The 22,179-nt window shown below is 34.9% G+C and carries 23 protein-coding genes; 2 read left to right on the top strand and 21 right to left on the bottom strand.

What is annotated here, in order from left to right:
* Positions 1-156: 156 nt before the first annotated feature.
* The 6 genes from BM121_RS10645 to BM121_RS10615 all read right to left on the bottom strand — a co-directional run bounded on the left by BM121_RS10645 (position 157) and on the right by BM121_RS10615 (position 6,176).
* Positions 157-849: a hypothetical protein gene (locus BM121_RS10645; RefSeq protein WP_091483622.1), complete on the bottom strand. Its 693-nt coding sequence runs from the start codon at positions 847-849 to the stop codon at positions 157-159.
* 248 nt (positions 850-1,097) lie between these two features.
* Positions 1,098-1,631 carry an NADPH-dependent FMN reductase gene (locus BM121_RS10640; protein WP_091483621.1) on the bottom strand — a complete coding sequence of 178 codons (534 nt, stop codon included), beginning with the start codon at positions 1,629-1,631 and terminating at the stop codon, positions 1,098-1,100.
* Between the two features lie 716 nt (positions 1,632-2,347).
* Positions 2,348-3,193 (bottom strand): carbohydrate ABC transporter permease, encoded by an 846-nt coding sequence (locus BM121_RS10630; RefSeq protein WP_091483620.1) that lies wholly within the window; start codon positions 3,191-3,193, stop codon positions 2,348-2,350.
* A gap of 2 nt (positions 3,194-3,195) precedes the next feature.
* Positions 3,196-4,134, bottom strand: a complete 939-nt coding sequence (locus BM121_RS10625) for a carbohydrate ABC transporter permease (protein ID WP_091483619.1) — start codon at positions 4,132-4,134, stop codon at positions 3,196-3,198.
* Between the two features lie 60 nt (positions 4,135-4,194).
* Positions 4,195-5,508, bottom strand: coding sequence for an ABC transporter substrate-binding protein (locus BM121_RS10620; RefSeq protein WP_175495401.1), 1,314 nt, complete (start codon positions 5,506-5,508; stop codon positions 4,195-4,197).
* 35 nt (positions 5,509-5,543) lie between these two features.
* Positions 5,544-6,176 (bottom strand): YesL family protein, encoded by a 633-nt coding sequence (locus BM121_RS10615; protein ID WP_091483617.1) that lies wholly within the window; start codon positions 6,174-6,176, stop codon positions 5,544-5,546.
* A gap of 207 nt (positions 6,177-6,383) precedes the next feature.
* Here BM121_RS10615 and BM121_RS10610 point away from each other — a divergent pair, with 207 nt between their 5' ends.
* Complete coding sequence (locus BM121_RS10610; RefSeq protein WP_091483616.1) at positions 6,384-7,130, top strand: response regulator transcription factor; 747 nt, start codon at positions 6,384-6,386, stop codon at positions 7,128-7,130.
* Positions 7,130-8,884 (top strand): sensor histidine kinase, encoded by a 1,755-nt coding sequence (locus tag BM121_RS10605; protein WP_175495400.1) that lies wholly within the window; start codon positions 7,130-7,132, stop codon positions 8,882-8,884. The genes BM121_RS10610 and BM121_RS10605 overlap by 1 nt, the downstream gene beginning before the upstream one ends.
* Here the strand turns inward: BM121_RS10605 and BM121_RS10600 are convergent, their stop codons facing one another.
* The 15 genes from BM121_RS10600 to BM121_RS10530 all read right to left on the bottom strand — a co-directional run bounded on the left by BM121_RS10600 (position 8,885) and on the right by BM121_RS10530 (position 22,170).
* A complete protein-coding gene (locus BM121_RS10600) occupies positions 8,885-10,003 on the bottom strand; it encodes a GntR family transcriptional regulator (protein WP_091483614.1) in 1,119 nt (372 codons plus the stop codon).
* Between the two features lie 133 nt (positions 10,004-10,136).
* On the bottom strand, positions 10,137-10,850 hold the full coding sequence (locus tag BM121_RS10595; RefSeq protein WP_091483613.1) for a YesL family protein: 714 nt from the start codon (positions 10,848-10,850) through the stop codon (positions 10,137-10,139).
* A gap of 52 nt (positions 10,851-10,902) precedes the next feature.
* Complete coding sequence (locus BM121_RS10590) at positions 10,903-11,988, bottom strand: Gfo/Idh/MocA family protein (RefSeq protein WP_091483612.1); 1,086 nt, start codon at positions 11,986-11,988, stop codon at positions 10,903-10,905.
* 20 nt (positions 11,989-12,008) lie between these two features.
* Positions 12,009-12,887, bottom strand: a complete 879-nt coding sequence (locus BM121_RS10585) for a sugar phosphate isomerase/epimerase family protein (RefSeq protein WP_091483611.1) — start codon at positions 12,885-12,887, stop codon at positions 12,009-12,011.
* Between the two features lie 30 nt (positions 12,888-12,917).
* Positions 12,918-13,751, bottom strand: coding sequence for a carbohydrate ABC transporter permease (locus BM121_RS10580; RefSeq protein ID WP_091483610.1), 834 nt, complete (start codon positions 13,749-13,751; stop codon positions 12,918-12,920).
* 17 nt (positions 13,752-13,768) lie between these two features.
* The gene (locus tag BM121_RS10575) at positions 13,769-14,722 is read right to left on the bottom strand and encodes a carbohydrate ABC transporter permease (protein WP_091483609.1); all 954 of its coding nucleotides are present in this window, start codon (positions 14,720-14,722) and stop codon (positions 13,769-13,771) included.
* A 58-nt stretch (positions 14,723-14,780) separates the two neighbouring features.
* A complete protein-coding gene (locus tag BM121_RS10570; protein ID WP_091483608.1) occupies positions 14,781-16,073 on the bottom strand; it encodes an ABC transporter substrate-binding protein in 1,293 nt (430 codons plus the stop codon).
* Positions 16,074-16,731: 658 nt separating this feature from the next.
* Positions 16,732-17,646 carry a phosphotransferase gene (locus tag BM121_RS10565; protein ID WP_091483607.1) on the bottom strand — a complete coding sequence of 305 codons (915 nt, stop codon included), beginning with the start codon at positions 17,644-17,646 and terminating at the stop codon, positions 16,732-16,734.
* 131 nt (positions 17,647-17,777) lie between these two features.
* The gene (locus tag BM121_RS10560; RefSeq protein ID WP_091483606.1) at positions 17,778-18,179 is read right to left on the bottom strand and encodes a hypothetical protein; all 402 of its coding nucleotides are present in this window, start codon (positions 18,177-18,179) and stop codon (positions 17,778-17,780) included.
* 50 nt (positions 18,180-18,229) lie between these two features.
* On the bottom strand, positions 18,230-18,574 hold the full coding sequence (locus tag BM121_RS10555; RefSeq protein WP_245780782.1) for an HIT domain-containing protein: 345 nt from the start codon (positions 18,572-18,574) through the stop codon (positions 18,230-18,232).
* A 302-nt stretch (positions 18,575-18,876) separates the two neighbouring features.
* A complete protein-coding gene (locus tag BM121_RS10550) occupies positions 18,877-19,455 on the bottom strand; it encodes an MFS transporter (protein ID WP_091483604.1) in 579 nt (192 codons plus the stop codon).
* A 176-nt stretch (positions 19,456-19,631) separates the two neighbouring features.
* Positions 19,632-20,015: a DUF302 domain-containing protein gene (locus tag BM121_RS10545; protein ID WP_091483603.1), complete on the bottom strand. Its 384-nt coding sequence runs from the start codon at positions 20,013-20,015 to the stop codon at positions 19,632-19,634.
* 160 nt (positions 20,016-20,175) lie between these two features.
* A complete protein-coding gene (locus BM121_RS10540) occupies positions 20,176-20,754 on the bottom strand; it encodes a class I SAM-dependent methyltransferase (protein ID WP_091483602.1) in 579 nt (192 codons plus the stop codon).
* Positions 20,755-20,793: 39 nt separating this feature from the next.
* A complete protein-coding gene (locus BM121_RS10535; RefSeq protein WP_091483601.1) occupies positions 20,794-21,021 on the bottom strand; it encodes a sulfurtransferase TusA family protein in 228 nt (75 codons plus the stop codon).
* A gap of 15 nt (positions 21,022-21,036) precedes the next feature.
* A complete protein-coding gene (locus BM121_RS10530) occupies positions 21,037-22,170 on the bottom strand; it encodes an MBL fold metallo-hydrolase (protein WP_091483600.1) in 1,134 nt (377 codons plus the stop codon).
* Positions 22,171-22,179: the final 9 nt, after the last annotated feature.

The following is a 22,179-nucleotide window of genomic DNA, read 5'->3' as shown; positions in this document are numbered from 1 at the left end:
ATTTTTATTTTACTTTTAACATAAGAAACCCCTTTAGACAAATTAATCCAAAGGGGTTAAACGGTTTCCTTGATAATTTACAACATGGGAACATAATACTTCCAATAATAAATGATAAACAAAAACAGATTGATAACTGTATTTTTCCTCTTTATTTTAGAAGGATGTGAAATCAAGTCCATTCAGTAAGTACGTTACGACAATTAAAAATAATAGATAAACAGTCATTGTCCAATATAAATCCAACTTTGGCTTATCCATGTTTACTAGATAAAGATAAATGTGTAACATTCCATAAAGCATTAATGCAAACACGTATGTAATGACAAACAAGTCTATCATTAAAAATCCAAAAAGTAGAATTACTAAACAGAAAACCAATGCAAATGGAATATTTACAATAGCGTATTTAGTCAATAATTCTTTGTGCTCCATTTTTCGATTTCCAAAATACATTAACAGTAAGTATACTGAAAGATAACCGATCGCAAACGTTATAATCCACGAAAAAATAGTGGATAGAATAAATAAAAACCCAACATCTTCAAGGAAACTAAGCATACCATCAAAAGCATATTTATAGAAAATAAAACTGCAAATACCAATTAAAAAAGATAGAAACAATAATATAAGTACACTTGTTTCAAGTTTAATCGATCTGTTTGAACTTACAATATTATGCGGTCTCAGGATAGCTTCTTTCAAGATCCCTTTTGTTTCTTTCATGCTTTCTCCAAAATCAAAATTGGTAGAGCTCTTCTTCTTTTCCTCCCCAGATTCTTCGTTTGAAGCTTTCGTTTCAGAATTTTCTACTACGTTTTCTTCTTCAAGATTATTACCGTTTTCCACTTCTTCACCTCAAAATTAGATAATATGTACTATTTAAAATTATCATTATACCTTAAAGAATTCAATAGGTCTTTTTCCTCTATCTGATAAAAAAGGTGATTGTTACCTGTAAAAAAATAACATCTATAAAAACATTCCTGTCTATTTTGGAAGAATAGTAGCCATCACTTCATCCGAGGATTATTTCTTTTATCAAAGAAAAAGAACGCCACAAGTGACGATCTTTTTGTTGCTAGTGATGAAATATTTTACTTAATCTGTTCTATTAAATTACTTATTAAGTCCTTAAGTGATTGAACAACTTCATGATTTGCAAATTCCCCGTTCTCACTTTGTTTACTATTGGCACCTGAGATTAATAGTGTTCGACCTTCAGAAACATCGACATTAAGCATACTTAAATTAAGTTGCAATGCTTGATGTGCATTTTCCCCTCCACCCGAGGAAGTAATAACGGCTACAGGTTTTGTGTATAGATTTGCTGATGATACTAACCATTCCAACGCATTTTTTAGAACGCCGGGTACACCTTTTATATATTCTGGTGTACAAATCACCACACCGTCTGCCTTATCTAATAGAGCTCTAAAAGATTGAACTTCTAAAGGAGGTGTCTCGCCATCTAATTCCGGGTTAAAATGAGGAAGTTTTTGAAGACCATCATAAATGATGTAATCAAATTCGTTTGGTATATAGCTTCCAAGACTTTTCAACGACTTTTGAGTTGATGAATTATCTCTTATACTACCAGATAAAGCAACAATGACTTTATTTGACTCCATTTGTTTTACACCTTCTTCCTTTATATTGAAGTAACTATCTCATTAACTTCCGTCCTCTTCAAATTTCATGCTTATGAATCGGACTTTGTTTGATATAAAGTAAGGCTTCCAACAGAAAAGGATTTTACGGACGATTAGCACCGTGATAAAAATTGTTGACTTTCCCCTATACTGGAAAGTATATACTTAAACAATTGGGATGCTGAAACATGCCAAAGTTGATCCAGACACTAGGTATCGCTATTATTCCGCAGAACAGCAAACCGTATCTTAATGTATAAAGAATTAGGATTTACTTTACAACAAATTTTTCAACTTCTATATGAAGATATCTCTTCAGAGCAGATTCGAGGAATGTTAAGGCTTAAAGAAATTTATGTGAAATGCTCCTAAAGACACAATTATACAACGAATAAGTAAGATTGATTCTTTAGTTCAAAAACCTAATTACATGATTTTATAAAGCTACTCCAGATTACTAGCAAAAATTTATCTTTAATGTCAAAGTAAGAGCTAAATATGCCCCACCTGTTTATCAGATGGGGTCCTGAGTTATTATTTGAATGGTTGGTCACATTGTGTATTAAAGAAATGCACCTATATCGGTAATCTTGGTCTACCTTTTGCTATAAATATGGTACAAACAACACTCTTAGACCAAGATCATCTGAGGGAACAAGCAACGCTACTGTATTCTACTGTTATTTATCCTAACTTTATCCTTTGACACCACCTGCTGTAATTCCTTCTACTAAGTATTTTTGGAAGAATAAAAATACTAGTAATTGCGGAATAATCGAGGCAACAGACATCGCAAACATTGGTCCCCAAGCAGATACAGATGCAGGATCGGAAAACATTTGCAAACCTAACGCAACAGTATATAGTTTCGTATCATTCAAATAAACTAATGGTGTCATAAAATCATCCCAAGTCCAATAGAAAGAAAAAATCGCAACCGTTGCTAAAGCAGGTGTCGTTAAAGGTAAGACCACACGCCAAAATATCCCAAACATACTACAACCATCCATATATGCCGCTTCATCTAATTCACGAGGGATCCCACGGATAAACTGAATCATTAAAAAGATAAAAAATGGAATCCCACCAATAAATGCCGGCACAATTAACGGTAAGTAAGTATTTACCCAACCAAGTTTATGGAATAAAATATATTGAGGGATTAACGTTACTTGTTGAGGTAACATTAACGTAATAATCATACATACAAATAACGGCATTCGAAATCGGAAGTTCACCCTTGCAAACCCAAAAGCAACTAGGGTCGATGAGAATAAGGTCCCGATCACAACCATTGTAGTTACAAAAGTCGAATTAATGAAAAAAGTAGCAAAGCTAAGATTACCGAACCCTTCCCACCCTTGTAAATAATTGTCCCATCTAATTTCTGAAGGGATTAACGATGCAGCATTACGAAATATTTCATTTTCAGGTTTCAAAGAACTCGCAATAGTCCACAATATTGGATAAATCATTAACAGACCTAATACCCAAATCGATCCGTGATAAATAAGTGTTTTGAGATTTTTATTTCTTTTCATCCTTATTTACCTCCTTCCGATTCGTAATAGACCCAGCTTTTAGCTGTACGGAAGATAAATGCCGTAAAGATGCCACAAATTAATAATAAAATCCATGCTAATGCGGATGCATACCCCATATCAAAATGGGCAAAAGCTTTCTCATATAAATAAACAGCATAGAATAATGTCCGATCCATTGGTCCACCTTCCGTAATCAAGAAACTTTGTGTAAATGCCATAAATCCTTGGATTGTCTGCATCACTAAATTAAAGAAGATAACTGGCGATAACATCGGAATTGTTATTTTGATAAATTGGTGAAATGGACTAGCTCCATCAACAGCTGCCGCTTCATACAATTCTGCCGGTATCGCTTTCAAACCAGCTAAAAAAATAAGCATTGGTGAGCCGAATTGCCAAACAACCAAAAGGATCAGTGTAGAAAGTGCAAAGTCAGGGCTTGTTACCCAACTAATCGAAGGAATCCCAAACAATGATAAAATATCATTAATCGCACCATCGCCTCCAAATAATTGCTTCCACACTACTGCTATCGCTACACTTCCTCCAAGAATAGAGGGCACATAATACAATGTTCGATATAACCCAACGCCACGACGTTTTGTATTAAATAACATCGCCACAAATAAGGCAAAAACTAATTTAAGTGGAACACTACCAAAGACAAAGATAAATGTTACTTTTATCGCTTGCCAAAATCTACTATCATTTGTAAACATATTTATGTAGTTATCTAATCCGATCCACGTAGGTGCAGTTAATAAATCATAATTAGTAAATGAAAAATACAAGGATGCAAGCATAGGACCGATAATAAAGCCTAAAAAGCCAATTAACCATGGTGAAATAAACGCAAACCCAATCAAATCGACCTTCCATTGTTTATGCAGCTTGTCACTGTTACTGTTATATTTCGCTACATTAGCCTGCTCTGGCATGTATACACCTCCAACAATTAAGGTAGAAGTCATCTCATGATCGGATGACTTCTTATTATACTATTGATCTGTAGCTAATATTTCAGATGCTTTCGCTCTGAAATTCTCAGCCGCTTCTTCTGGAGTTACTTCACCATAATAAATCGGATCTTGCACTTCATTTGCAAATAATGATTCAATTTCTGTAGAACCTTGTGGATCTGGTGGATCAATTTCACGACTGTGCTCTTGTGCTAACTCTACATACTCAAACATTTTTCTACCTGCATCAGATGCATTTTCCTTTAAGTGTTCACGAACCGCTCCTGCGATTGGTACTCCTCGTTCTGCATTTAATATTTCATTTGCTTCAATACTATTAGTAAAGAAACTAATAAATTTTGCAGCTTCTTCTTGTTGTTCTGAACTTTCCGCTACAGAAAAGAATTGGCCAGGCTTAATATAATGACCGAGTTCGCCACCTTCTAAACTAGGCTGAAGCATTAAATCTAATGATCTTCCGGCTCCTGATTCAATGGCGGTAATTTGATTACTGTGAATATCCATGACGATCGCTGTTTCTTCATTTACAATCGGAAATTGTTCCACATTTGTACCGGCTGTCATAAACACATCAGGTGGAGCAGCTGCTCCCGATTCCAACATATCTACGGTAATCTGTAAGTAATCTACTAATAATTGATCATCATCATAACCAAGTTCTGTTCCATCTTCACTATATAACCATTGATCATGTTGTCTTAAATAATGTTTAAATCCCATGACGCCTGCACCCGGATGGACACCATACACATTATCACCTAAGTTATCAGAAAGCGCTTTTGCCTTTTCTTTCAATTCTTCCCACGTATAACCTGGCTCTAGTGGATCTATGCCTGCTTCTTCAAACATCGCATTATCTACCACAATCGCATGTGCGTTGGCACCAATATTCACTGCGTATAACTTATCATCGATGATTCCACCATCAATATACGTATCTTCTACATCACTTAAATCGAGCGCATCACTTTCTAGATATGGGTTTAAATCTGCTAACAAACCTTTCCCAGCATATTCCGCTAAATATTTATAATCCATTTGGACGATATCAGGTAAGTTGCCACCAGCAGCTTGTGTTGCCATCTTCTCCCAATAACCATCCCAACCAGTAAATTCTGCAGAAATCGTTACATTCGGATTTTCTTCCATGTATAAATCAATTACTTCTAACGTGCGATCATGTCTATCTTGTGAACCCCACCAGAGCATTCGTAATTCTACTTTATTACTACTATCTCTATCTGTTTCAGACGCAGAATCACTCGAACTACATGCGACTAATAAACCAGTCATAACCAAAGCAAAAAATAAATAATGCCATTTTTTTGTCATGTAAATTCTCCCCTTTTTCATAAATTTTTTATCGTTTAATTACTGAAACTCTCTTTCAATACATTAATAGTATCTATTGCATGATTCCCGATAACCATGACAATAAATAAAGTTAAGCTTATTCCTATTGAGAATAATAGCTGTGGGAATGCTAATGACAGATATATCACACCGACAATCGCTATGGTAAAACCAATTGTTTTAATAGGATTTAACATACCTACAATAAAAGAATATTTAATATAACCAAAAAGACTTAGTTGGTAATGTAAATAAGTTGGAAAAATATACAACAACGTAATCATGAACCAAACAGAAATAATATAAAAACATACACTAACGCCATAACTCCAAAGACCTTCTTGATTCATAAAAAACTGTATATCAAAATAAATAATGAAACCAATTGACCCAAGTACAATTGCTAATTGATTCACCTTAAAGAAATGCGATCTATACGTCTCCCAAAATAGTCTCCAAATCGATGGGATATGTTTTTCTGTTAATAGATGATGCTGCACTTTACAAACTGCCAATGTTGCAGGAATTATTCCCAATAGAATGATGCCGAAAATCGTAAAGAGGAACCATAACATATTTAAATACACTAGCTGTAAGAGTTGAATACAAAAAACCCTCACGACATCCGTCAACTTTTCCATACTCATTCACTAATCCCCCCCTTCCTACGGTTGTTATTTTTTCTGTTATCTTTTAAAATAAATGAATAATAAATCGTTACGTTAAGTATATAATGACTTTACATATAAAAAAGGGGTTACAATTAATATTTTTACTAAAAAGTTAAGCGTTTACATTAAAAGGAATCTTTATTTACGATATCGTAGAAAAAGATACTTAAAGGAGCGAAAAAAGTGTACAAAATATTACTAGTAGATGATGAGAAAGAAATTCGTTATGGCTTAAAAAACTATTTTCCGTGGAGTCATCTAGGTTTTGAAATCGCCCATGATTGTGAAAATGGTGAAAAAGCGCTTGAATATATATCCCAAAATCCCATTGATGTTTTATTAACAGATATCCGAATGCCTGTCATAGACGGACTTGGTCTTGCGAAACAGATTCATCAAAAACATAATCAGATTCACACCGTTATCTTAAGTGGTTATCGTGATTTTCAATATGCGAAGGAAGCCATGAAATTTGGGGTGGTCGACTATATTGTTAAACCAGGTAAGTATGAGGAAATGCAAGAGGTATTCTCCCAGTTGAAGAAGAAATTAGATACGTGCTTAACCGTTCATTCGACAAAAGGGACTGGTAGCTATTCGGATAATATTATTCATACCATAAAGAAATATGTAGAAGATCACTATGCTAACATATCACTCGGAGATCTAGCTAATCTATGCAAAATGTCACCAAATTATTTAAGTACCTTCTTCAAGGAAAAGACAGGTACTAATTTTTCCACTTATTTAACAGAAATCAGAATGGAAAAAGCGTCACAAATGCTGAATGACTTTAACTATAAGACGTATGAAATCAGTAAACTTGTCGGCTATAGCAACCCAAAAAATTTCACCCGAACGTTTAAGAAATATTATGGCATAACACCGAGAGAATACCGACAAACAAGTAACCATCAAACTGAAATATGATGAATAAAATATTAATCAAAAACATTGTTCTCTTTTTATTTCCTGTATTAATACCGGTATTCATACTCGGATCATTTGCTATTATTATTACCGACAAATATATGAAAGAATCCATTACAACTAATAACCTGAATCTACTACAGCAATTAGACCAACAAACAAGTCTCGTTCTAAACGACATGCACTTGTTACACTTAGATTATAATTGGAATCCAGAAATAATTTTATCACTTCAAAATATACTAGATTCAGAGTTTTTAACACTCCAACAGAAACGAAACTTAGAATATGGAGAAGGTACATTACGACGTAAAGCAATAGCAACCCCTTATATTCACTCGATATATGTTTATTATATGAATGATAAAGATCGTGTACTAACATCTAGAGCTGGTGTTACCTCTATCAGCTCCATGCATGATACGGAATGGTTCGAAGAGTTTGATAAGTCATCTAAGAAGGAAGAACTATGGATGAGAACACGGAGCATTTCTGAGTTTTCATTTGAATCACCTGAACCAGTTATATCGATTTACAAAAATATTTTTAAAACGAGCGCACAACATGTGGAAGGGATAATTGTATTAAATATATACCAAAGCTATTTCAAAGATTTAATGAATGAATTAAATCATTATCAAGATCAAAATATATTCGTCTTAGACGAAAATCACCAAAAACTATATGAAAACACAACGAGTAATAGCATAAATCCATCTGAATTAGATTTAACTAATCAACAAGAATCCTATTCAATGAAGTTAGATGGAAACACATATATTGTTCATCAACTATTCTCTGATGAATATCAACTTCGATACATCTCGGTAATTGAAGACAATATTATCTATAATATCCCTAATCAATTAAGATGGTTTACCTTATTATTTGTACTATTATCATTGATATTAGGAGCAGCAACCATTTATTATTTATCACAAAAAAACGCAAAACACGTTCACAAAATCATCTCTACCTTAAATACCACTAGTCAACATGAAGAGTGGACAAAGAAATTATCTTTTAAAGACAACGAATATCAACTTATTGTGCAAAGGATTTTAAAAAATTATGTGAACCAAAGCAATTTAGAAAAAGAACTGAAAGAAAACAAGTACCAGCTGCAATCAGCTGAATTGTTAGCACTTCAAAATCAAATTAATCCACACTTTCTGTCTAATACACTAACTATCATTTATTGGCGGGCTATGGCATTAACAGGACAACCAAATAAAGTGACAAAAATGGTAGAAACACTAACAGATATTCTTCATTTTTCTTTACGAATCAAGCAACATACTGTGACATTAGCAGAGGAAATACATCATACCCAGAATTATATCGACATTATTAAGATACGTTCGGATCACCCTTTTTCAATCATTTGGGATTACGACGAAAAGCTTTTGGATAAACAAGTACTAAAATTTATGTTACAACCGATTATTGAAAATAGCTTGGCTCATGGGATAGACCATCAATCGAATCAAGAACTCACTATTAAAATAAAAATTCATGTTTTAGAGGATAAGATCCACGTTACGATGATTGATAGCGGAAAGGGCATTTCAAAGGAGAATCTGCATGCATTAAGAAGAGAAATTCAATCCGAATCATTATCAACAAAGCATATCGGATTAGCGAATACCAATAAGCGACTTGAGCTAATCTTTAATAGTCGCTATACATTTATCATTCGTAGTAAGGAAAGATGGGGAACTTCTATTACTATCGTTCATCCGATAAAGGATTGATCATGTTTCAGATTGATTCTCCGCAACTACCTTAACGAGTGGCATGGTAGAATTTCCATCATGTAAAGTTGCTCTGATCTGTTCTTTGTCTGAGTCTAATCCAGTCTCTTGCATGTGTAATAACTTTTGAATTGCCCGCCTGCCAATTTCTCCTTCATTCTGCTTTATGTGGGTAAAGTGCCACTCCATCGTTGTTACTGTTGGGCTATCAAAGGATAAGATCGAAATATCTTCCGGGACTTTTTTATTAAGTTGTTCCACCGCTATCTTCGCTAAGGTCGCAATTTTATATTCTAAAGCAAATAGTGCCGTTAAATTAGGATTATTGATTAAATGTTGTTTAATCCATTCGATATCTTTTTTCTCCGTAGCGGGAGTTCTTTTGATGGTGTCACACCAGTACGCTTTATTGACACTTACCTTATTTTCTGCGAATGCACTGACAATCCCTTTTAGTCTCTCTTCAATTGCAGTAATTTCAAAATCTTCTGCTAGTAAAATACCTATTTGTTCATGACCACTATCAAATAAATATTTAATACCATTTTTAGCGGCATTAAAATTATCTGTTGATACAGATGGAGCCGCAATACCTTTAAAGTTGCGGTCAATTAATACAAAAGGGAACTTATTCACAATCATTTTTAAAATTTCTGCGCTATAATGCTCTGATTTTGCTGGGAATATGATTAGGCCGTCCACTCCATATGCAAGTAGTTCCTTGATTGCTTTTTCTTCTCGTTCTAGTATACCAAGCGAACGCTTCAGCATAATCATACACTTACCATTCGCCTCTTCCTCAATTGCTTCAATGATTCCCGTACCATAGCTTTCGCTAAACATCGGAACAATCAAGCCGAATACAGGCTTTGTTCGATTACTTTTTTCAATATTTACCGAGGTTTGACTTGTGTTCAATACAAAGGTTCCTTTTCCTCTTTGCCGATATACCAGGCCGTCTTGAACTAATTTCTCTAGTGCCTTTTTGCTAGTTATACGACTGACTGAAAAAGATTCTGTTATCTCTTTCTCAGAAGGTATTCTTTCACCTATTTTATATTTCGATGAAAGAATATCTTGCTTTAAAGATTCATACACTTGCTCATACAGTGCTCTCATTTCTTCACCTCAAGGTAAGCGATGTACTTTTCTCCATTAATATACTATTATATCAAAAAAATCAACGATTCATAAATTATTCCACTTTTGTAATATTCATTTAGATAAGTAAAAGGTTAACTAGATTATCTAGTTAACCTTTTTCAGATGTTATTGGCATTGTAGTATCTATCATTTTTGTGAAGAAGCGATAAAAACCATAAAATGATACATACACTATTAGCGACCCCACAAAAAAAGGAATCAGAAATGTAGTTACTTGAAAACTGCAATAGATAACAGCTAGACTTACTACGCCTATGATAAGTGTTAACAGTGGGTTAATCAGACTTATTATCATTGCATTCTTTATGGCCTGGAGCAGCTTAGTATGAACATGTACAGTCACAGAAAAGAAATGTAACGTCATGACAACTAGAAAAAAACCAATCAACATAAACAAATACACAAAGTTTTCATTTATACGATTTACAAAAAAGAAGTAATCAACCACTAAAATAACCCAAAGAAGCGCAAAAATGCTTCCTCCAAGCATACTTCTCACAAAATTAACTTTCCAATTCTTAATAAAAAGCTTAAAAATGCTCACATCATTTTTCGAAAACATTATTTTATGTCTGATCACCGCAAACATTGCTGTTGTTGCTGGAAAAAACAGCAATGGTACTAATATCAAAATATATAAAGAGAATGCAATAATCTCTCTCATATCATCAACTACTAATAACATAAAGGTTAAATAAGCGATTGGTATGTTAAATATAAACCATAGCAAATTAGTAACAACTATCGTCATTAACCAATCGGTAACTTTATATACTTTTCCTGCTAGGCCATCTAATTCCATGACATCGCTCCTTTACCTCTTCACAATAAGCTTTAGCCTCAACCTCTGTTGATTATATTTCTGGTATATTAATCTCCATTTCCCTTCCTAATTCTGATGATCGTATGATACCATCAATAATTGCTTGGTTGATCAAGATTTCTTCAGCAGGAATAGGTGCTGATTTACCTTCTTTTACTGCCGTAACGAAATCACGTACTTTTTCTCTGAAAATATCAATGGAGTGCTCCTGTACCGGAATGGATGTCTCTACATGATGGTTATTTAGATCATGGAATAATTCAATAGATCCTATGCCACCATCCCAGACACCGCTCCAAGGACCATTACCTGCAGGAGTCAATTTCAATCCAGCATCTGTTCCAAGGAATAATGTTGGTCCTAATGAATCCATATGCATTGCCCAGGAAATCTTAAAATTCAATACTTTCCCACCTTCTAATCGAACCATCGCAACACCAAAATCTTCTACGTCAAACTTGTCTGCTTCAGGATGATAAGCTGGGTTCGTCCCAAATAAACTAGACGTATAAGCAGATACAGTAAGTGGCTTAGGATAATTTAACGCATTCAAGACTAGATCCAATGAATAACAGCCGATATCCGCCATCGCACCTGCTCCAGCTAATTCTTTATTAATAAACGTCCCACCAGGCATACCTCTACGACGCCCGCCTCCAGCTTGCATGTAATAGACATCACCTAATTTACCAGAATTGATTAATTCTTTTACCGCTTTCATATTAGGGTCGTATCTTGGCTGGAAGCCTACACTTAAGATTTTGTCATTATTTTTTGCTGTTTTTACCATATCAATTCCTTGATCTAATGTTACAGCTAACGGCTTTTCAACCAATACATGTTTTCCTGCCTGTAATGCTTCAACTGAGGCAGAATGATGGGCAACATTTGGTGTACAAACACTTACTGCTTCGATATCTAATGCTAATAATTCTTCTACACTATCACAAGCTATTGCACCTTCTATACCCTGCTGATCAATAAAGCTCTGTGCTTTTCCTGGTATTATATCTGAAACACCGATAATTTCAACATCTGGAAAACTTAAATAAGCTTGCGCATGAGCAGCTGCAATTCCACCACTTCCAATAATTCCAATGCTAACTTTACTAGTCATAATAACGCTCCTTTTATTCCTCATTTAAAATATCTCTCTAAATGTTCCTTCGCTTTGATAATTCCTTGTTTTTCTAATTCAAGGGAACCCCAATACCTATGATCTTCTAACTCGATACTCACTGGTCCTTGATAACCTACTTTTTCAAGACCTAACGCTACTTTGCCCCAGTCCACTTCTCCATGACCTGGTATGGTATATCGCCAAGATCCCTCAGAAAAATCAATATTCGTTCCAAATGTTGTTGGCAAAATACCGAATTCATATAATTCTTGCTGTAATATTTCCGTGTCTTTACCATGGCAATAATTAATATGATCACCGAATTCTGTTAATACGCGCATATAATCTATCCCTAAGCGCACTAAGTGAGATGGATCAAAATTCAATCCAAAATGTGTAGAAGGAATTGCTTGAAACATCGTTCTTAGCATCTCAGGTGTACAACCAATTGTCGGATAGTATGGGGCTGGACCAGGATAACCTTCTAATGCAATATAAAGATCTTCATGTTCTGCATGCTTAATAATCTTAGAAAACGTTTCTTTCCATAATTCAAAACTTGTCGACCTTGGAGTACTATTATCCTCTGGGATTAAGCACATGAATAGTACCTTACCACCTAAGGCAGCAACTTCTGACATCTGTTCTTTTAACTCGGTTACTGCTTGTTTTCTTTTGTCAGCATCTAAACTTAATAGTTTTGAGTTACCCACTGCACCTCGACCATCAATCGATCCTACTTTCAACCCATACCTATCTAGAACTTGTTTTATATCTTGATTCCATTCCGGAACATCGATTACATCTAAACCAATGCTTGCTGCCCACTTAGCAACATATTCAATACCTTCCTCTCCCATATTCGGGGATAAGCGCATGCCAATTTGATAATCCATCTTAAAAACCTCCTATTGTAAAAAACGAACTTATTTGATACCACTAAAGGTAATACCTTGAATAAATGTACGTTGCATAAAGAAAAATAAAATGATAACCGGTAAAGTCATCATAGTGGAAACAGCCATCATCAAGCCCCATTCTGTACCTTTCTGGCTTTGGAATTGCTGTAAACCTAATGACAACGTATATTGTGATTCATCCGTAAGATAAAGTAACGGGCCTATAAAATCGGTCCACACATTCATAAATTGAAACAACCCAACAGCTAACACAGCTGGCTTAGCAAGCGGCAGCATAATTTGCCAATATATCCTGAATTCACTTGCTCCATCAATTTTGGCAGCATCTCTTAGAGTGTTTGGCAAGCCCATAAAAAATTGTCTCATTAAAAAGATGGAGAATGGTACACCGAAAAATGCAGGGACAATTAATGGTAATGGTGTTCCAACCCAGCCAATCTTATTAAACAATAAAAAGAGCGGAATCATCGTCACCTGCATAGGAATCATCATAACTGCTATGGTGATAATAAACATCGTATTGCGGCCTTTCCACTCTAATTTAGCAAAACTATATGCTACAAGCGGACAGGATAAGACGACACCTATGGTACTGAATACAGTAATAATCGTTGTATTAGATAAATAGGTAAAGAACGGAATATACTGTGTTGCTTCAATATAGTTACTCCACTGAAATGGATTAGGTATCATTTCAGGCGGATACGTAAAAATTTGTGTAACTGGCTTCAAAGATGTTGATACCATCCACAAGAAAGGCACTAAGAAAAACGCTGAAGCAATTAATAAACCAAGGTGAGCAGATGTTCTCAGAAGATTTTGTCTTGCTTTTGGCTGCATTACGAACTACCTCCTTTTTATTTACCTTGATAATGTACCCACCGTTTTGATGAAATGAAAATCACTGCTGTTAATAGCATGATAACGATAAAGAGAATCCACGCCATCGCAGACGCATAACCCATTTGAAAATATTTAAAGGCATTGTCATATAAATACATGACATAAAAAGTCATTGAGTTATCAGGTGTTCCTTGTCCTTGCGTCATCGTATATGGGAGGGTGAATTGCTGAAATGCCCCAATCGCCCCCATTACCAAATTAAAGAAAATAACGGGTGTTAATAATGGTATTGTTACTTTAAACGTTTTCTGCAGCCAGCTTGCACCATCTACATCAGCAGCTTCATATAACTCTTGAGGAATATCCCCGAGTCCTGCCAAATAAATAATCACTGGTTGCCCAATCGCCCATAGGGACATCAAAATCAGGGATGGTTTTGACCATGTCACACTTCCTAACCAATTGGGACCTGTAATACCGATTGCATCTAGCACACCATTTACTAGACCGAAACCTGGATTTAATAGCCACATCCATAATACCGCTAATGCCACATGAGGTACTAAGGTCGGCAGAAAGAAGATTGTACGGTAAACAGCCATTCCTTTAACTCTCATATTCAACATCATCGCTAATGCAACTCCAATGATGATGCTTAAAGGTACAAAGAAAACAGCGAAATAAATAGTATTATAAATAGACTTCCAAAATAATCCATCACTCATAAGTTGTTTATAGTTATCTAAGCCTATGAATTCACCTGGGCTTAATATACTATATGTAGTAAAGCTAAAGTAAATGGAAGAGAAGAGCGGAAACGCATAAAATAATAACAACCCTATAATCCACGGTGAGGCAAATAACCAACCATTAATAGACGATCCACTTACTTTAGATTTTTTCTTTTTGGGATTTATCATACCTCCCGCTGACAAAGGCTGATCGGATTGTTCCATCTTTTTCTTCATCTGGATTACCTCCCTCATTTAAGAGGTAAAGGAGAAGAGTTACCTTCTCCTTTACTGCTTATTCTTCCAATGCGTCAGAAACTTGTTGGGTAACCTTTTCTAAATTTTCCTTTGGTGTGCCGTTTCCACGTGTAGAAGCCTCCACGGCATCCGCTAATGCATTCCAATAAAGGGAACCTTCTGTCATTACTGGTCGAGAATTAGATTCAGGCAATATATTTATGAATTCAGCAAAGATTGGATCTTCGGTATACCCTAATGATTCATTTACTGATTCAATGACAGAGAAGTCTCTACTTGTTTCACTGAAAATCTTCTGCCCTTCTTCACTACCAAAGAACTTCATGAACTCCCAAGCTCCTTCTTGATTATTAGCACCCTTTGGCATGACTACAGACCAGCCACCAGACCAAGTAGTGAAATTATCACCAGTAGGAGTCGGAATTGGCGTTACACCATAGTTTAAATCTGGATCAAATTTTTCTAAGGCTGCTACACCAAAATTACCATCAATCTTCATACTAATCTGACCTGATACGAACGGATCCATTGCGCCAGTACCCTGAGAATCTGTGAAACCTGCAATATCTTCCACGCCATATTCTTGGCCGAACTCTGTCATCCACTCTAATGCTTCCACATTTTTAGGATGATCAGCAGTTACCTCTCCTGTATCTGGGTCATAGAAATCTCCACCAAATGACCATCCCCAACCATAGAACCAACCTTGACCAAACCAAGGAATAAAACCAATTCTTTCAAAACGATTTCCTTCTTTAATCGTTAATTTTTCCGCTGCTTCTTCTAGTTCATCGATTGTTGTAGGTGGGCTTTCTGGATCTAATCCTACTTCTTCAAAATGATCCTTATTATAGAAAAGTAGCCGTGAATCCGTTGTAGTTGGAACCGCATACAATTCTTCTTCATAACTAGCTTCTTCCCATGCAAAATCATAATAATTATCCTGACTGATTCCAGCTTCTTCTGCCATCTCTGTTAGCGGCTCTAAAGAACCTTGAGCTGCCCATGCGGCCACTTCAAATCGATCAAAATAGGCAACATCAGGAGGATTTCCACCGGCAATAGCTGTTAATAATTTCTCGTTTTGCCCCTCTCCTTGATTTGCCACATAAGTAGCTTCAATATTAATATCAGGATTTTCCTCTTCAAATTTTTCTATCACTTTTTCCACAGCGTCACCTGAAGTATCCGTCATAGAATGCCAAAATTCCACAGTGTCGCCTTCACTAGTACTTCCGTCCCCGTCCTCATTTGAAGAACAAGCGACTAAGGCTATTACTATTACTAAACAGAAACTAAACATTAATTTGCGAAAGATAGAATTGCTCATTTTTACTACCTCCTATTCTGAGTATCCGAAAAAATAAAAGCAGAAAACTAAATTTTTCCTCCTCCAATCATGTATTTTAGATAACAGCTAACCCACCTACAAATGACATATCATTTATTAATACACCTAATGTAACCGTTGTCATTAATTATACATAGTATGTCAATTGTGTCAACAATATATTTATATGTTCTATATTATAGATTCATACCATTAAATAAGATCTTTTTGAATTTCAACCTATAAATATTCTGATGGAAAAAGGTTATAAATACTGATATAACAACAAAAATTGTTTTCCTTTTCAAGAAATAAATCAAGCAAAAACATTAAGAAATGTTGATTTATTTCAATCAAAAATTATCAAACTTCATTTCAAATCTACATTTTTTTCATTAATTTCTTTTAATATAATATCATTATATTATTTAATAAAAAATCCACATTTAACACCATCCAATCATCCATTTCATACACAACCTAATAAGCCATTTTTCAATTTCAGCTATTCTTTTTGACATCAAAAATCCCCTTTAGATTTTTATATCCAAAGGGGATAGCAACTTTTATAAAATGAGACTTACGTCATATTTTCTGGAGTGTTGTCCAGTAATTGCATGGTGTTTCTTAAGACCTAATACATTTTAATTAATTTAACCTATAAATCGCCCAATAACTGACGAATATCATAAATCATTTCAGGAATCCATTCATGTGCAACCGGGATAGCTTTAATCCCATAATCTAAAAGCTGACGAAGTTCATGAATTATCCAGCAAATACCACCTATGTTTATTTGCCATTCCATATCGCATGACCAATCATCATCAATTTCTTCCCAATACGCATAAATCAAATCGGTTGGTGTAATATCGTAGTCTTTTGCGGAACTAATCAAACAGTATAAATCTCCAAGATGGGGACTAAGATATGCTGATGCCCAATCAATAACAGCTATCCCCCCATTGTTTTTTATTATATTTTTGGCATGGTAATCGTTATGTGTAAGTGTTATTGGAAAATTTTCATATAACTGACCAACCTGATACGGCAATACGTTTAGAGCTTTCTCTAACACCACATCTTGACCAGTGTCTATGTACTCACTTTGTTGGCTAATATACTTTAAATCGTCTATTATATCTTCTTTTGAAACGTAGTTCGCTAAATACGACTCTTCAGTAAGTTTTCCTTCTATTATTCCTAACCTTGCCTTGTTGCGAGTTTTTGCTAAGGTTTTGGCAGCTTCGACAAAATATTTATGTTGAGGGTCATGTTCTAATGTTTTTCCCTTTAGATCTCTCATGATTAATAAGCCAATAGCCTTATCCTCGTAAGCTTCATAAATGGTTGGTATATCCAATTCTAGTGGAATCAATACATGGTTGTAAACTGCAACTTCACGAGAGTTTTCTTCTATTCCTTTTTTGATAATGAGAGAATCACCACCCTGCTTGCCTACTCTCCAGACTTCAGACAGTGACCATTGGCGCAGAAGTTCCCAAGAAGTTGTCTCCTTCAAACTCGGCAGTAAATCTGTATATTCAACAAATGATGCAGGTATTTTGTCCATTCTCCTCCACCTTTCTAAACTTTTACAGTAAAACTTCAGACAGCAGAATAGCCTCTTTAAACGCCTGAATCCTGACACAAGCTATACGATTGAAGTAAGGCACCAGTTACTACAACAAGGAAAATTCTTTTTTAATGCCTTTTAATCCTTATCACATCTTCGGACGGAGTAAGGTATCCCTTTTCTCCCATTGAAAAGTCAGCTCCTTGACGTGCTATTTCAACATATTGTACGACTTTATCTTTGTTAAGGAAAACCAAAAGATATATATCGTCTCTAATATCAATATTGGATGGGTCTTTAAAATCAGCACCTAATTGTTCTTCTATATTTTCTTGTGTACTATAAGGTGTGAACAGTAATGCTTTATCCCAGTCGAAACTCGTCAATGTTTTAATACTTATCTCACTTTTATTTTTATCCCCAACAACAGAATAAATGGATTCCTCTAAATCTGTATTCTGCTGGACATCTCTTTGGCTACACCACACTAATAATAGTAAAAGAAGGACGAAAACAAATATTTTCTTCAAATTGAAACTCCTTTTCTTTTATAAATATACTAAGATGTTTTAAGGCATATCTAATTTAACTTTAATAAAATTAACGGATCAATTGCCTTAACCAACTTGTTATTGTTCTCCTCACTACCTCCTACATAAGAGATTAACACGTTTTGAACAGTAAAGGTTTTGTGTAATTCTAATGGTGCCGTTACAGTCTTTTCTTCAAAATCATCCATACCCTTAACAATAGATGCTTTCATTACCGACTTTGCAGTAGCATCATCCAGTTTATCAACATCATAATAGTGCTTCTTTGGAACAATCAAAATATGTCGTTCATTAAACGGATTATGTTCTAAAAAACAACAGACATAATAATCATCTTCAAATGCCGCATATACCGGTTCATTTTTATTAACCAAATTACAACCTAAAGGGTACAATTTGTTGAACAATCCTGCTACTTTACATGAACAACAAAATTCGCTAATATCACTTCACCATAATTTTCCTTTCACTTGTGTTGAAAAAAGCGCTTCTTCCTTATGAAAGAAACGCACCAGTTATTTTAAGTGCATTATTTAATAAACCTGACCTGGTAGCACAATATCTTCTCACATAATTTTAACATAATATTCCAATATTCCGTTTTTAATTTAACCCATAAAAAAATAAAGTATCATTTTTTAAGTGTATAAGCCTCTTTAAAACGTAAAGCTGGATTTTAAAAAACGACTACTCCTAGTAAAACTGTTAATAAACCTGATAAAAATATGGTGTGTGCTGCACCTAAATAATCACCTAATTTCCCACCCACATATGCCCCGATGGGAAATCCTAGTCCAGCTATTAAACCAATAATACCAATAATTCTCCCTCTTAAATGATTAGGTACTAATTGTTGTTGAAGTGTAGGCGCAACAATATTGTATGGTGCATAAGCTATTCCACCTAAAAACATAATAAAATAAATAATATATTCGTTTGAAAAAAAACTAAATGACAACGGAGCCATTCCCCACAAAAAAATTACAGTTCCAAGTAAATAGGAATATGGAACTCGAGGTTTAAATCTCACCCAAATAATCGAACCTAATAATGCACCAATAGCAAAAACAGTCCAAATAATACCAAGTATTTCTGCTCCAGAATTTAAAATATCTCCAACAAAAACTGGGAAAACAGGTTCTAATGGAGCGTAAGTGAAATTAAAAACTAATGTAACAGAAGCTATCATAATGAGTTCTTTATGATTGATTAAAAACTTAAAACCTACTTTTATATCCTCAACAAACTGTTTCATTCTTTCATTGAGAGATAAAACAATTAATTCTTGGTTTAGTCCTTGTTGGAAAATAAAATTAGGTATTAAACAATATAAAAATGAAGCTACAAAGAAAATTAACGCATCAATAAATAAAGTTAATGGGGCACCAAAAGGTCATGCACCTTTACCGTTTAAACCATATATCTAAATAATTAGATACTCTGATCTATACAAGCAATTAACCTATTTTCAATATCTGCAGCAAATTCTTTAATGGTTTCATCCTTTACCAATTCGATTAAAGCAGTTGGTCTAGGTAAGCCGATTTTCACTTTGTCACCATCTTCATAAACGACGATTTTACAAGGTAGAAAGTAACCAACCATTTGGTTTTGTGTTAATACTCGTTGTGCTTCTTTTGGATTACATACTTCAAGCACTAAATAGGGCTGATTAAAGTCTAACCCCTTTTCTTGTAACTTAGACTTAATATCAAACTGCCATAGTATTCCAAATTGCTCTTGCTTTAAGCTTTCTTCTAATGACTGCACTGCTTCTTCCATCGATTGATTTGTTTCTACAGTATAATCAAACATAATAAATGATTCCTCCTTGATATAATAGTTACATTATATGAACTTTGATAGAAATGAATAGATGAAAAATCCTGCTCCTGCCTGGAAAATACGTTTTTGAGAGGTTCAAAACATTCCCCATAATTTCTTCACTATCTATTCTCCGCTTCCTACCTTTATTTTATTTCATCCTTGCTTTTACCGCATAGTGTTGCGGGTTCAAATCAATTAGTTCAGCATCAATGGTTGCATTATGAATAGTCTCTAGCATATCTGTGGCCGAAATCCTTTCGTGCTGTGGAGGACCATATTCCATCTCAATATCCTTCCACTCGATAAGCAACAGTTGTCCACCAGGTTTTAAAATTCGTTTAATCTCATTAAGCGTATGATCAATACTAGAAACTTCATGAATAACCATGGAAATAATTGCTTTATTTACTGACTCATCCTCTAGTTCAATTTCCACCAAATCACTTACGACATAATGAATATTCTCTATACTATCCTTTACTGCATTCTCTTTTAACATATCTAGCATCATAGGCTCTATATCAACAGCATAGACAGTGTTATTAGTACTTTTGGCAAATGGAATAGTAAAGTACCCATTGCCTGCACCGAGATCTGCCACAACATCATTATCTTCTACTTCTAGGTATTCGATTATTTTATCTGGTGGTAATAGTGCTTTTCTCTCTTCACTCATTAATTTATGTGCTTTACCAGGATTGAATCTCTTACCAGCCAGTGTTCTCACTCCTTTCTTATGAAATAGGACCTTCTAAGGGGCCGCCTTCTATACTTTTTTAATCCAAAACTTTAATACATCGCCTTCTTCAGTTTCTTTTAGTAGTTCATGCCCACCAGACTTTGCCCATGCACCTAAATCACTTTTAGCACCTTTATCTGTAGCATGTATTTCAAGAACATCACCTGATTCTAACTCATTTATTGCCTTCTTCGTTCTAACAATCGGCATTGGACATGCCAATCCTTTTGCATCTAATACTTTTGCGGACTCCATTACACATTCCTCCTTTTAACCGTGAACCGCACAACGGTTCGGTCCAGTTTCCATTTCCCTTTGTTTTTCATCTTCAGGTGTAATTTTTCCCATGTTTGTTTCACGAATTTCTTGATATGCATTTGGTTGTGGTGGCAGATTTTCTGTCACCATTTTTCTAAAGACATCTTCATCGTCTACTTGTAGCCCTTCATTACGTTGATAAAGATCGCCCAAGCGTGCAGATACACTTCCACCTTGACCAAGTTCTTCTGCAAACGAGTAGTGTGCAGGTAAGACAATTAAATCTTCGGATAATCTTTTATACAGTTTATAAAGACTATTACGAAGGTCTCCAACCCAATCTTCCGCTTTACCAGTTAAGTCTGGTCGGCCGATGGATTTCACAAATAGAATGTCACCCGTTAAAAGATATTCATCATCAATAATTAATGATGTGCTTCCGACTGTATGTCCCGGAGAATAAATTGGTTGTACTTTCACCTTTGTGTTTCCCACAGTGATGTCGTTTCCTTCTTCTAATGCCTTGTAATCATAAGTCAATTCTGTTGCGTCTTTTGGTGGTAAGTGATACGTTCCGCCTACTTTATCAGCTAAAGCACGGCCACCCGAAATGTGATCAGCGTGAAGGTGGGTATCAATTAAATGTTTAATTTGCACTCCTTTTTCTTTAGCGAATGCTTCGTAAATATCAATCATCCGATTAGTATCAATAATGGCTACTTCACCATCAGATTCCACCATATACGATAAGCAACCTTTACCCAAACGTACAAATTGATATAAACTTCCGCCATCCTTTAAATTACCCATTTTCACTGGCTCTAGGTGTTCACTCCATGCTTTCATGCCACCGTCTAAGTTATAGGTGTTAGTGAATCCACCTTCTTCTTCCAGTAACTCAGCTACCATTTGAGAAGAACCGCCTTTAGCACAAACAACAATGACTTCTTGATCTTTAACTAAATTTTCAGCAACAGGGTCAATTCCATCTAATAAATTAAAATACGGTTCATTAATTACTTCTACATTCCCGCCTTTAATTTTCCAGTTATCAAATTCATCTGTATTTCTAACATCTAAGATCAGTGTTTCTTCATGATTAACAACTTTCTTCGCTAATTCACTAGTTGTTATGGGATTAGGCAATTTATTTCC

This window comes from Gracilibacillus orientalis, from assembly GCF_900114645.1.
GTDB classification, from domain to species: domain Bacteria; phylum Bacillota; class Bacilli; order Bacillales; family Amphibacillaceae; genus Gracilibacillus; species Gracilibacillus orientalis.
This window is presented reverse-complemented; position numbering and strand designations above follow the sequence as displayed.